Raw genomic sequence first — 13,056 nt, 5'->3', positions numbered from 1 at the left:
GGCCGCGGCCGCGTAGCCCTCCGGCCGGGCCGGGGCGGGTGGCGGTCCGGGAAGGCGCCACCCGCGTTCTGTGGGGCGGGGGTTGTTCCCCTGCCCGCCCTCCCCTACGGCCGGGCGGCCGTGGGAGGTGCCCCCGTCCCGAACTGGGGCTCCGCCCCAGCCCCCGTGCCTCATCCCCAGACTTCGTCCGGGGGGACACTCCCCCCTACGCCCTACGCCCTACGGGCGTGGGAGGTACCCCCAGCTCAGGCCGTACGGGGTCTGGGGCTTGCGCCCAGCTCGGGAAGCGCGCCGCGCGCCCCGTTACGCGCCCGCGGCCTCGCGGAAGCGGGTTGTCCGGTGCACCGGGTCCGTGTCGATCTGAGGGATCACGTGCTCGCCGATCAGCTTGATCGTCGTCATCGTGTCCTCGTACGAGATCCCGATCGGCAGCCCGAACGACAGCTGGTCCGCGCCCGCCTGTTCCCAGCGCTTGCACTGCTGGAGCACCTCGGCCGGGTCGCCGCAGATCATCAGTTCCTCGGCGATGAGCAGTTCGATGATCTCGGCGGTGTACTCGGGCAGCAGTTCCGGCCACTCGGGAATGCCGTCGGGGCGCGGGAAGGTGTCGTGGTAGCGGAAGAGCAGCGACTGCAGGTAGTTGAGGCCGCCGCCGACCGCAATCTCGACCGCCTTGTCGTGGGTCTCGGCGCATATGGCCGTGGACGTCACCATCACGTTGTCGTTGACGTACGCGCCGATCGCCCTGGCCTCCTTGACGGCCGTCTTGTACGACTCGACGACCCACTCCATGTCGGAGACCTTCTGCACGCTGAAGCCGAGGACGCCGAGGCCCTTCCTGCCCGCCATGGCGTACGAGGAGGGGGAGCCGGCGGCGTACCACATGGCCGGGTGGGCCTTGCCGTACGGCTTGGGCAGGATCTTGCGCGGCGGCAGGGACCAGTGCTTGCCCTGGAAGCCGGGGTACTCCTCCTGGAGCCACATCCTGGGGAACTCGGCGATGGTCTCTTCCCAGATCTCCTTGGTGTGGTTCATGTCGGTGATGCCCGGCAGGAACCCGAGGATCTCGTGGGAGCCGGCACCGCGGCCCGAGCCGAACTCGAAGCGGCCCTCGGAGAGATGGTCGAGCATGGCGACCTTCTCGGCGACCTTCACCGGGTGGTTGACCGGGGCGAGCGGGTTGAAGATGCCCGAGCCGAGATGGATACGGTCCGTCGCATGCGCGAGGTAGCCGAGGTAGACATCGCTGGCCGACAGGTGGGAGTACTCCTCCAGGAAATGGTGCTCGGAGGCCCAGGCGTACTTGAACCCGGACTTGTCCGCCTGGATGACGTACTCGGTCTCCTCCATCAGCGCCTTGTGCTCGGCGAGGGGGTCGGTCTCGGCGCGCTTGCCGACATACCCCTGTACAAAGAGCCCGAATTCCAAGGGGGTTCACCGTCCTACTGTTTCTGACGACACGTCAGATCTGGATGGGATCGACTGTTCCACCGCATGTCCGCATCGTCAATACCTGACGGTGCGTCAGAGAATGCTGACGCCGGCCAGCCAGCCGCCGTCGATGACGAACGGCTGGCCCGTGATGTACGAGGACTCCTCGCCGGTCAGGAAGAGCGCCAGCCTCGCCACCTCCTCGGGCCGCCCGACCCGGCCCAGCGGCACCAGCGTCCGGTAGAGATCGTCCAGCGCCCCCGGATCAGCGCCGTCCGGATTGCTCATCGCGGTGTCCACGGCGCCCGGGCACACGGCGTTGACCCGGATCCCCTTCGGGGCAAGCTCCAGGGCTGCGACCCGGGTGAGGCCGACGATGGCGTGCTTGGTGGCCGCGTACGCGCCGACGAAGGTCATCCCGGTGAGACCGGCGTACGAGGCGGTGTTCACTATCGTGCCTCCGCCGGCCGCCTCGATCTCGGGGGCGACGGTCTTGATGCCCAGGAACACGCCGACCTGGTTGACCTGGACGATCTGCTGGAACTCCTCGAGCGGGGTGCTCACCAGCTCGTTGAAGCGCAGGATGCCCGCGTTGTTGACCAGGCCGTCGATGCGGCCGAAGGCGTCCGTGGCCGCGGCGACGGCGGCGGCCCACTCGGCCTCCTGGCTCACATCGAGGTGGACGTAGCGCGCCACGTCCTCCCCCAGTTCCTTCGCCAGGGCCCCACCCTCGTCGTCCAGGACATCGGCGATGACCACGTTCGCGCCCTGTGCGGCGAAGAGCCGGGCCTCCTGCTCGCCCTGGCCTCGGGCCGCGCCCGTGATGAGGACGACCCGCCCGTCCAGCTTGCCCATGCCCGTACTCCTAAGCGTCGAGGTGAGGTACGACATCGGCGGCGAACGCCGCCATCTGGTCGGTGAGTTCGCTGCGGCTCCGGCTGCGGAACCGCACCTGGATCTGGTCCACGCCCATCGCGCCGTAGGCCCGCAGGGAATCGGCGAGGGCATCGGGCTTGCCGGTCAGGGTGCGTCTGCCCACGTCCCAGGCGGCGTCGCCGACGTACAGCGGTTCGGTGATCGCGCCGATCCCGATGGGGGCGGAGATCCCCGCGTCCTGCCTCTTCTGCCTCACCTTGGCTATCTGCGCGGCCAGCTTGTCGCGCGGGTCGCCCTGCGGGAGCCAGCCGTCGCCCTTGAGCGCGGCGCGCCGCAGGGCGGCGGGGGACGATCCGCCGATCCAGACGGGTACGCGGGGCTGGGCGGGGCGGGGCCGCTGGCCGAGGTCGCCGAAGGCGAACCGTTCCCCTTCGAAGGACGGAAACTCCTCCGGACCGAGGGCGGCCCTGAGCGCGTCGATGCTCTCGTCGAGTACAAGCCCGCGCCGCTCGAAGTCCGCGCCGAGCACCTCGAACTCCTCGCGCACATGCCCGGCGCCGACCCCGAGGATCAGCCGGCCGCGGGAGAGGTGGTCGAGGGTCGCGTACTGCTTGGCGGTGAGAAGCGGGTGGCGCAGCCCTATGACGGCGACATGACTGAGGAGCCGTACGCGCTCGGTCGCCGCGGCGAGGAAGGAGAGGGTGGCCACCGGGTCGTACCAGACGGTGGACATGGCGGCGGCGAGGCGGCGCGGGATCGCGACATGGTCGCAGACCGCGATGTAGGCGAAGCCGGTCCGGTCGGCGGTCCGGGCGACCTCGAGAAGATCACCCGGCCCGGCGGCGGCCTCCCAGGATTCGGCGTAGATGGTGCTCTGCGACTGGACGGGGAGCTGCATCCCGTACGCCACCATGACCCATCCCCTCTATCTGACGATCCGTCACATTCGACGGACCACCATGGTCTTGGCTGACGGTCCACCAGACAAGGGGTGTGCGACCCAGGGTTCGCCGGCCCTGTCCGGAGTGACGCCCGCCGCCGCGGACGAGGACGAGAGCACGTGGCCGGAGAAGGCGTCACGGTCGCGGCGTACGCCTTCTCGCGGCAGTCAGCCGAGCAGCGCGTAGACCGTGGAGGCGCGGGCGGCGGGTTCGGGCGCGCCCTCGGCCGTCATTGTGATGTCCGCGAACGCCATGCGCTTGCCCAGCTTGGTGATGCGGGCGTCGACCAGGACGTCCGCACCGACGACCGCGCGCTGGAAGGTTGTCGACATCTGGACCGTGGTCATCGGCACGAAGCCGCCGCGGGCGCACGAGACCGCGATCACGGTCGCGGTGTCGGCGGCGGCCATCAGCGCCTGCCCGGAGAGCGCGCCACCCTCGCGGGCGAGCCGGTCGGTCCATGGCAGCCTCAGCACGGCGTGCAGGTCGCCCGCCTCCTCGACGGAGAGGCCGAGTTCGAGCACCCAGGGCGCGAAGTTGTCGGCAAGGATCTTGTCCGCTTCAGCGGTGGTCAGCGTCATGCCCCAATGCTCCCGCGCCGACCCGCACCCGGGTAGCGGGCACGCCTCGATGCGCGTTTCCCCCAGGGGTGGCCGGTTGGGGGGTGCGGTGGGGGCTGGTCTCGGCCTGAGCCGGGACCAAGGGCGCGACGCGGGGCCACCCCGGGGATGAGCCGGGACCGGAGGGCGCGACGCGGGTGAGCCGGCAGCAGCCAGACCCGAAAGCGCGACGCGGGGCCGCCCGGCGGCAGCCAGGCCCGAGGGTGTGGCGTGGGGCCGGTCTCGGGTTTGGCCGGGTTGGTGGGTGTGGTGTGGGGCCGGTCTCGGGTTTGGCCGGGTTGGTGGGTGTGGTGTGGGGCCGGTCTCGGGTTTGGCCGGGTTGGTGGGTGTGATGTGGGGCCGCCCTCCTGGTCTTGATGGTGGCGGCTTCGGGTCGGGCGTCAAGGGCGCTCGGTCGTTCCGCCCTCGCGTCGCCGTTGGCGATTTCGCTGCGCTTCACCCTTGACCCCCGCCCCTCCACCGCCAAGAAATGCACTTGGGAGGGCGGCCGGGGGGAAGGGGGCCGCTGGAGGTGGGCTGGGGCCGTTCGCCGTGCGCGGTCCGCGGGCCGGTGGGTGGGTGGGTGCGCGGCAGTTGAATGGGGCGGTGACGGGCGAGCTCAGCGACCGCAGGCATGTTCCGGGCTGGGGTTCAGGACCGCTGGTCACTGTGCGGTGGGTGGTGCACGGGGGTTGAGTGGGGTGGCCCGGGCCGGCTCGGTGGGTGGCGCTGGTCTGTAAGTTGGGGTTCAGGCCCGCTGGTCACTGTTCGGTGGTGGGGGAAGTGGGTGCGTGGGAGCGTCGCCCGGCAATCCCGTGGGGCAAAAGGGGCATAGCGACCCCCCCCTGAGTTCTTGTACGCGGATTCCGGTCTCACCGGAATCCGCGTACACGACCTGATCCATACACGGGACATTGAGGGAGATATCGGGCATTGGGTGCGCTCCCGGGAGTGCCCGCGCCCCTACCATCCGCAGCCGCCCACCGCCTCGGCCCGCGCTGGCCCTCTCCTCACCCCGGACGGTGACCAGCGGGGCCTGAACCCCGGCTCCCCGACGGCCGACAGCCGCTGAGCTGACGCGCCACCGCCCCATTCAACTGCCGCGCAACCCACCCACCGGCCCGCGGACCGCGCACGGCGAGCGGCCCCAGCCCTCTCCTCACCCCGCACAGTGATCAGCGGTCCTGAACCCAGCCCGGAACATGCCTGCGGTCGCTGAGCTCGCCCGTCACCGCCCCATTCAACTGCCGCGCACCCACCCACGGCCCGCAGCCGCCCGAAACGAACGGCACCGGACGGACCCCCTGCGCCGCACCTTTCCCCCGGCCGCCCTCCCAAGAGCATTTCCCGGCGGTGGAGGGGCGGGGGTCAAGGGTGAAGCGAAGCGAAATCGCCAACGGCGACGCGAGGGAGGAACGACCGAGCGCCCTTGACGCCCGACCCGAAGCCGCCACCATCAAGACCAGGAGGGCGGCCCCACACCACACCCACCAACCCGGCCAACCCCGAGACCGGCCCCACGCCACACCCACCAACCCGGCCAAACCCGAGACCGGCCCCACACCACACCCCCGGACCCGGCCAACCCCCAGACCGGCCCACACCACACCCCCGGACCCGGCCAAACCCGAGACCGGCCCCGGACCGGCCCACAACCACACCCCCCGGACCCGGACCCCGGACCCATCGGCCCCCCGCTCCACGCGCCCCACCCCGGCCACCCCGGGACTGTCCTGCCCGCACGTGAAGCATCAGTGCCACCCGTTCGGATGCGTGTCGGTTGCCCCTCGCGGGTGAGGCCGGTGGTATGGCGGTGGGCCTGCCGTCGGTCGGTGCCTGTTCCGAGTCACCTTCCGCAGGAAAGGTCTGCCGATGCCCGGAGTCACCGCGAGCGCGATAGGCCATGGTGCCGTGTGTGCCGCGGCGGCCCTGCTGCTCTCCTCCGCCGTCGTGACCGGTTCCGGCGCGGCTGAGCCGTCCCGCGGAGGAGCGCCCGTGGGCGGCGAGGAGACGGTGCTGCAATGGAAGCCCTGTGAAGGTGAGGCGCAGCAGGGCTTTGAGTGCGCGGTGGCGAATGTGCCGCTGGATTACGCCCGCCCCCGGTGGCGCACCATCGAACTGGCGGTGATCAGGCACAGGGCGACGGCTCCCGGTCGGCGGGCCGGATCGTTGTTCTTCAACCCCGGCGGGCCCGGTGGCCCGGGGACGGCAGGACTGCCTCAGCTGTACGAGAAGTTTCCCGAGCGGCTGCGCGAGCGGTTCGACATCGTCAGCTGGGACCCGCGTGGCATCGGACAGAGCACCGCGGTGCGGTGTTTCGCCACCGCGGAGGAGGCCGGAAATTGGATTTCGCGCGTTCCTCCGTTTCCCGTCGGTGAGGCGGAGCGCAGATCCCACATCACGGCGTATGCCGATCTCGCTCGACGCTGTGAGCAGCGCGACCCGGACTTGCTGCGCCATGTCTCCACCGCCGACACCGCCCGTGACCTCGACCGGTTGCGCCAGGCAGTGGGTGAACAGCAGCTCAGCTACTGGGGAATCTCGTACGGCACCTTCCTCGGGGCGACCTACGCGAACATGTTCCCGTCCCGCGTCGGCCACCTGCTGTTGGACGGGAACGTCGATCCGCAAGCCTGGGTGAACGGCGGTTCGAGGAACGAGCCGGAGCTGAGCACCTTCCTGCGCCTGGAGTCGGATCTGGGCTCGGCCGGCACGCTTGGACAGTTCCTCGAACTGTGCGGTCGTGCCCCTGCCGGCCGTTGTGCCTTCTCCGCAGGAAACCCGGCGGCGACCCGGGCCAAGTTCACCGAGCTGTTGCGGCGCCTCGCCGAACGGCCTGTGGGGGCGTGGACCTACACGAGAACCGTCAGCGAAGTCCGGGGCGGGCTCTACACGGTCCACCCGGGCTGGACCAGCACAGCGGAGGCACTGCAGACGCTGTGGCAGGGCCGCGCGCCCGAGGAACCCTCGCCGCCTCCCGGCCCCCCGGCATATCCCGGCTTCGAACAGCTCCTCGGTGTGCTGTGCCCGGAGAGCCCCAACCCGCGCTCCGCCGAACGGTACGTCGCACTGGACCGGTTGAGCACCGAGCGAGCGGGAGACCTCGGGCACTGGTGGGTCTGGGCCGCCGAGCCGTGTACGGCCTGGCCGGCGACAGCCGCGGCGCGCTACGCCGGCCCCTGGGACCGGCCCACCGCGCACCCCGTTCTCGTGGTCAATCCGACCTACGACCCTGCCACCCCTTACCAGGGAGGCAAGGCCATGGCCCAGGAGCTCGCCGACGCCCGCCTGCTCACCCTCGACGGGTACGGTCACACCGCACTGGACAACCCGAGCAGCTGCGTCGACCGCCATGCGGTCCGCTACTTCCTCAGCGGTGCCCTCCCCCCTGTCGGCGCCACGTGCGAACAGGACACCCAGCCCTTCACCACGCCGGCACCGGCACCGGCACCGGCCATGCGCAACGACGGCGGACGTCACGCCCCCGGGCCGGGCCAGAGGCCGTCGTGCGTCAGGCCCAGCAGCTCGATCGCGTTCCCGCGCACGATGCGGTCCACCACGTCCGGGTCCAGGTGGCCCATCTGGGTCTCGCCGACCTCCTTGGACTTGGGCCAGGTCGAGTCCGAGTGCGGGTAGTCCGTCTCGTACAGCACGTTCCCGGTACCGATCGCGTCCAGGTTCCTCAGGCCGAAGGCGTCGTCGAAGAAACAGCCGTAGACGTGTTCCGCGAACAGTTCGGACGGCGGGCGGGTCACCTTGTCCGCGACGCCGCCCCAGGCGCGGTTCTCCTCCCAGACCACGTCCGCGCGTTCCAGGATGTACGGGATCCAGCCGATCTGACCCTCCGCGTACATGATCTTCAGGCCGGGGAAGCGTTCGAACTTGCCGCTCATCAGCCAGTCGACCATCGAGAAGCAGCAGTTGGCGAAGGTGATCGTGGAACCGACCGCGGGCGGGGCGTCCGCCGAGGTGGACGGCATCCTCGATGAGGACCCGATGTGCATCGCGACGACCGTGCCGGTCTCGTCGCAGGCCCGCAGAAAGGGGTCCCAGGCGTCCGTGTGGACGGAGGGGAGCCCGAGGTGCGGGGGTATCTCGGAGAAGGCGACCGCCCGCACGCCCCGGGCCGCGTTGCGGCGGACCTCCGCGGCCGCCAGTTCCGCGTCCCACAGCGGGATGAGGGTCAGCGGGATGAGCCGGCCCCGCGCTTCGAGGCCGCACCACTCCTCCACCATCCAGTCGTTGTACGCGCGCACGCAGAGCAGTCCGAGCTCGCGGTCCGAGGCCTCGGTGAAGGTCTGGCCGCAAAAGCGCGGGAACGTCGGGAAGCACAGCGCGGACTGGACGTGGTTGACGTCCATGTCGGCGAGCCGGTCCGGCACGCAGTACGAGCCCGGCCGCATCTGCTCGTAGGTGATGATCTCGAGCCTGATCTCGTCGCGGTCGTAGCCGACGGCTGTGTCGAGACGGGTGAGCGGCCGGTGCAGGTCCTCGTACACCCACCAGTCGCCCACCGGTCCGTCGTCGCCCCGCTCGCCCATCACGGGGGCGAACTTCCCGCCCATGAAGGTCATCTTCTTCAGCGGCGCCCGGACGATGCGCGGGCCGATGTCGTGGTACTTCGACGGGAGCCGGTCCCGCCAGACGTTGGGGGGCTCCACCGTGTGGTCGTCCACCGAGATGATCTTGGGGAAGGTCTCCATGGATTCACGGTAGCGCTGATCTGACGATGCGTCAGCTACGCCGACGGCGCCCGGTCGGGGGGACCCGGCGTGAACGCCGCCTATACACCCTGCATATAGTGCGCGACGCGCACGGACCGACCAGCGGCACGACGCCGCATCCCGTGCTCCGGCACGCCATCACAGAGGGGGAAGCACGCCATGCCCAACAGGACCCACCGTCCCAGAGCCAGGATGGCCACCGCCCTCGGCGCGCTCTCCCTCGCGCTCGTACTCGGCGGCTGCTCGATGGAGACCACCTCGCCCGCCGACGCCAGGAAGCACCCGGCTCCGGCGTCCGACGACGCACGGCCCGGCGCCGGACGGGGCGCCAAGCCGCCGCTCCCCGCCGCCGGTACCGCCGACTGCGGCAAGGACAAGTGCATCGCCCTGACCTTCGACGCGGGGCCCGGCAAGGACACCCCCCGGCTGCTGGACATCCTCAAGGAGGAGAAGGTCCCCGCGACGTTCTTCCTGCTCGGCAAGAACCACGTGCTCAAGCATCCGGACACCGTGCGCCGCATGGCGGCCGAGGGGCATGAAGTGGCCAACCACACCTGGTCGCACCGCCGCCTCGATCAGCTGAAGAAGGACGAGATACGCGAGGAGCTGTCCCTCACCCAGGACGCCATAGCGGACATCACCGGCCGGAAGCCCCGGCTGATGCGCCCGCCCCAGGGCCGTATCAACGACGACGTCACCGAGGTCAGCAAGGAGCTCGGCCTCTCTCAGGTCCTGTGGAGCGCCACCGCCAAGGACTTCTCGACCACCGACTCCGCGCTCATCAAGAAGCGGATAATCGACCAGGCCGGACGCGACGGCATCATCCTGCTGCACGACATCTACGACGGAACCGTGCCCGCCGTTCCCGGCATCATCGCCGAACTGAAGAAGCGGGGTTACACCTTCGTCACGGTCCCGCAGCTCCTGCAGCCGGGCGCCCCGGAGCCGGGAACCGTCTATCGTCCCTGATCAGACTGGGCACGGCCGGCTGTGGGACGGTGCGAGGAGGAAGTGCACCGCTGCTGACGGGGCGGCCCCTCACAGGGCAGACTGTCGAGGGCGATTTCCGGCAGTACGGGGCAGGGAGCAGCAATGGACCGTGACAGCGGGCCTCGCGTACCGAAGCAGCGGACTCCGATCCAGAGCGACGTCGTCGACCTGCGCTTCAGCGTGCTCGGGCCGGTACGGGCCTGGCGCGACGGGGAGTTGCTGCCCTCCGGTTCGCCCCAACAGCGCGCACTTCTGGCCGCGTTGCTGCTGCGCGACGGACGCACCGCCACCTCCGGTGAGCTGATCGACGCGATCTGGGGCGACGAGCCGCCCTCGCAGGCGCTCGCCGCCGTCCGTACGTACGCCTCCCGGCTGCGCAAGGCACTCGCCGCGGACGTCCTGGTCAGCGAGTCCGGCGGCTACGCACTGCGGGTGCGCAGCGATGCGCTCGACCTGGCGGTGGCTCAGGAGCTCACCGCGGAGGCGGACAAGGCACGGGCCGCCGGGGACCGCGGCCAGGCCCGCAGTCTGATCAACAAGGCCCTGGGCCTGTGGGACGGCGAGGCGCTGGCCAATGTGCCGGGCCCGTACGCCGAGACCCAGCGCGCCCGCCTCGACGAGTGGCGGCTGCAGCTGGTGGAGACCCGGCTCGACCTCGACCTGGAGGTCGGCTGCCACGCGGAGGCGGTCTCGGAGCTGACCGCGCTCACCGCCGCGCACCCGCTGCGGGAGCGGCTGCGTGAACTGCTGATGCTCGCGCTGTACCGCAGCGGACGACAGGCCGAGGCACTGGCCGTGTACGCCGACACCCGGCGGCTGCTCGCCGAGGAACTGGGCGTGGACCCGCGGCCGGAACTCGCCCGTCTGCAACAGCGGATCCTGCAGGCCGATGCGGAACTGGCGCGCCCGAGCGAGGAACAGCCCCCTACGCCGTCGGTCACCCGGCCCGCGCAACTTCCGGCCACCGTCCCGGACTTCACCGGACGCTCCTCCTTCGTGCGTGAGCTGGGCGACCAACTCGCCACCGCCGACGGCTCGGTGATGGCGGTCTCGGCACTCGCCGGTATCGGCGGCGTCGGCAAGACGACCCTCGCGGTCCATGTCGCCCACCAGGCGCGCCCGCACTTCCCGGACGGCCAGCTGTACGTCGACCTCCAGGGCACCGGTAACAGGGCCGCCGAACCGGAGACGGTGCTCGGCGCGTTTCTGCGGGCGCTCGGCACGGCCGACTCCGCGATCCCGGACACACTGGACGAGCGGGCCGCGCTGTACCGCTCGACACTGGACGGCCGACGCGTGCTCGTCCTGCTCGACAATGCGCGCGACGCCGCCCAGCTCCGCCCCCTCCTGCCCGGCACGGCGGGTTGCGCCGCGCTGATCACCAGCCGTGTGCGGATGGTGGACCTGGCCGGGGCGCAACTGGTGGACCTCGATGTGATGTCGCCGGAGGAGGCGCTCCAGCTGTTCACCCGGATCGTGGGCACGGAGCGGGTCACCGCGGAGCGGGAGGCGGCACTGGACGTGGTCGCGGCGTGCGGGTTCCTGCCGCTGGCGATCCGTATCGCAGCCTCGCGGCTGGCCGCACGGCGCACATGGACGGTGTCGGTGCTCGCCGCGAAGCTCGCCGACGAGCGGCGTCGGCTGGACGAACTCCAGGCGGGCGACCTGGCGGTGAAGGCCACGTTCGAACTCGGCTACGGCCAGCTCGAACCGGGCCAGGCCCGCGCCTTCCGCCTGCTGGGCCTGGCGGACGGCCCGGACATCTCGCTGGCCGCGGCGGCGGCGGTCCTGGACCTTCCCCTCCACGAGACGGAGGACCTGCTGGAGGCGCTGGTCGACACCTCCCTGCTGGAGTCGGCGGCACCGGGGCGGTACCGGTACCACGATCTGGTGCGGCTCTACGCGCGTGCCTGCGCGGAGAGGGACGAACAGCCGCCGACTGGGGTCCCCCGTGCCGAAGGCCAGGGGAGGGAGGCGGCGCTGTCGCGGCTGCTGGACTTCTATCTGGCCACGGCGGCGCGGGTGTTCGCGATCGAGCGGCCGGGTGACCGGCTGGTGGACCACCTGGAGCCGACGGGGGACGCGGGGCTGACGTTCACGGACCGGCAGGATGCCCAGGACTGGCTCTACGCGGAGGCGAACTGCCTTCTGGCCTGCGCCAGGCAGGCGTCCACCGGGGCGCAGCTGCGGCGCGCCGTGGACCTGCTGTGGGCGGCACAAAATCTCGCCGAGTCCGGTGCCAACTCGAAGGTGTACGAATCGGTGGCCTTCGGCGCGCTCGAAGCGGCCCGCGCCGCAGGCGACCCCCGGACCGAGGGGCGTGCGCGCACGTCCGTGACCAACGTCCATCTGGTGGCCGGCCGTTACGCGCAGGCCGACGAGGAGGCCGCCCAGGCAGCCCTGCTCGCCATGTCCGCGAACGACCCCGCGCCCGTCTACTGGTCCGACAACGACCGCGGCATCATCGCCTTCAACCAAGGGCGCAGCCCGGAGGCCGAAGAGCACCTGCGCCGGGCGATGGAGAGGTCGCGGGCCGACGGCAACCTGCCCGGCGAAGCCACTGCCCTGTGCAATCTGTCGCGTATCCATGTCGTCATGGGCCGCCCCGAAGAGGGCATTGCGCTCGCCCAGGAAGGCGTCGCCATCTACGACCGGATAGGACACACCCTTCGGCTGGCCAACGCCCGCTTCGCACTGGGTATCGCGCTGACCGCGGCCGGGCGGCACGCGGAGGCTCTGGAGCAACTCCTGGAGGCTCTGGACAGGTTCGAGGCGAACCGGCAGCGGCTGTGGGAAGGCACCACCCATTTCCGTATCGCCCAGGCCCATCTCTCGGCCCGCCGACCCGCCCAGGCGGCGCAGCATGCCGAACAGGCGCTCGCGATCGGATGCATCGGCGGCGACCGCACCCGGGGCAATGTGCTGATCACCTTGGGCAAGGCGTTGGACGGTCTCGGCCAGGTCGACCGGGCGCGTGCCTGCTGGCGCGAGGCGCTCTCGTTGCACGAGCAGTCGGGTGGCGCGGAGGCCGAAGAGGTCAGGGCGCTGCTCTCCACGCCGCTCAGCACCGCCTGAGGCTTCCGGCCAGGGCGTTCATCGAATGTTTATGCTCGTCCGACATGCTCTGAGCATTCGATCCGCCGCGTCGGGGGGCAAGCGGATCGCAACTGGCCTTCTGTCCGGCGACCCTCGGGGGAGTCTCCGGGCGGAAGGCCACCTTCAGTAATGTCGGGCAATCACATGGGGGACAGAACCATGAGCAGCGCCGAGAAGAACGACGAGCAGATCACCACGATGGGTGACCACCACTCTCCGGTTCCGCCGGCCGACGGCGGTCTCACCACGATGGGTGACCACCACTCGCCCGCTCCGCCCAAGGACGGCACCGTCACCACCCTCGGTGACCACCACTCTCCGGTTCCGCCGGCCGACGGCGGTCTCACCACGATGGGTGACCACCACTCGCCCGCTCCGCCCAAGGACGGCACCGTCACC

8 protein-coding genes and 1 pseudogene are annotated in these 13,056 nt (G+C 70.7%); 4 read left to right on the top strand and 5 right to left on the bottom strand.

Translation table 11 applies throughout. The features are described from left to right. Window positions 1-303 precede the first annotated feature (303 nt). The 4 genes from ACFYWI_RS12635 to ACFYWI_RS12620 all read right to left on the bottom strand — a co-directional run bounded on the left by ACFYWI_RS12635 (window position 304) and on the right by ACFYWI_RS12620 (window position 3,829). Complete coding sequence (locus ACFYWI_RS12635) at window positions 304-1,428, bottom strand: LLM class flavin-dependent oxidoreductase (protein ID WP_389229615.1); 1,125 nt, start codon at window positions 1,426-1,428, stop codon at window positions 304-306. Between the two features lie 96 nt (window positions 1,429-1,524). Next, a complete protein-coding gene (locus ACFYWI_RS12630) occupies window positions 1,525-2,286 on the bottom strand; it encodes an SDR family NAD(P)-dependent oxidoreductase (RefSeq protein ID WP_389229612.1) in 762 nt (253 codons plus the stop codon). Window positions 2,287-2,296: 10 nt separating this feature from the next. Further along, window positions 2,297-3,220 (bottom strand): LLM class F420-dependent oxidoreductase, encoded by a 924-nt coding sequence (locus tag ACFYWI_RS12625; RefSeq protein ID WP_389229609.1) that lies wholly within the window; start codon window positions 3,218-3,220, stop codon window positions 2,297-2,299. Between the two features lie 195 nt (window positions 3,221-3,415). Then, on the bottom strand, window positions 3,416-3,829 hold the full coding sequence (locus ACFYWI_RS12620; protein WP_389229606.1) for a PaaI family thioesterase: 414 nt from the start codon (window positions 3,827-3,829) through the stop codon (window positions 3,416-3,418). A gap of 1,890 nt (window positions 3,830-5,719) precedes the next feature. On the opposite strand from ACFYWI_RS12620, the pseudogene ACFYWI_RS12615 reads away from it, so the two are divergent. Beyond that, window positions 5,720-7,240 (top strand): annotated as a pseudogene (locus ACFYWI_RS12615) (alpha/beta hydrolase); the annotation flags it as partial. 83 nt (window positions 7,241-7,323) lie between these two features. On the opposite strand, the gene ACFYWI_RS12610 reads toward ACFYWI_RS12615, so the two are convergent. Continuing rightward, on the bottom strand, window positions 7,324-8,550 hold the full coding sequence (locus ACFYWI_RS12610) for an amidohydrolase family protein (RefSeq protein ID WP_389229603.1): 1,227 nt from the start codon (window positions 8,548-8,550) through the stop codon (window positions 7,324-7,326). A gap of 180 nt (window positions 8,551-8,730) precedes the next feature. Between ACFYWI_RS12610 and ACFYWI_RS12605 the strand changes: the two genes are divergently transcribed. From ACFYWI_RS12605 to ACFYWI_RS12595, 3 genes are all read left to right on the top strand, one after another. Continuing rightward, the gene (locus tag ACFYWI_RS12605; protein WP_389229600.1) at window positions 8,731-9,540 is read left to right on the top strand and encodes a polysaccharide deacetylase family protein; all 810 of its coding nucleotides are present in this window, start codon (window positions 8,731-8,733) and stop codon (window positions 9,538-9,540) included. Between the two features lie 123 nt (window positions 9,541-9,663). Next, window positions 9,664-12,636, top strand: coding sequence for a BTAD domain-containing putative transcriptional regulator (locus ACFYWI_RS12600; RefSeq protein WP_389229597.1), 2,973 nt, complete (start codon window positions 9,664-9,666; stop codon window positions 12,634-12,636). Between the two features lie 180 nt (window positions 12,637-12,816). Further along, window positions 12,817-13,056 (top strand): hypothetical protein (locus tag ACFYWI_RS12595; RefSeq protein ID WP_389229594.1); only part of this gene is annotated, 240 nt, incomplete at its 3' end.

It is taken from the genome of Streptomyces sp. NPDC002889, from assembly GCF_042888425.1.
Classification (GTDB): Bacteria; Actinomycetota; Actinomycetes; order Streptomycetales; family Streptomycetaceae; genus Streptomyces.
The sequence above is the reverse complement of the archived record's forward strand: the minus strand, read 5'-3'. Positions and strand labels throughout refer to the sequence as shown.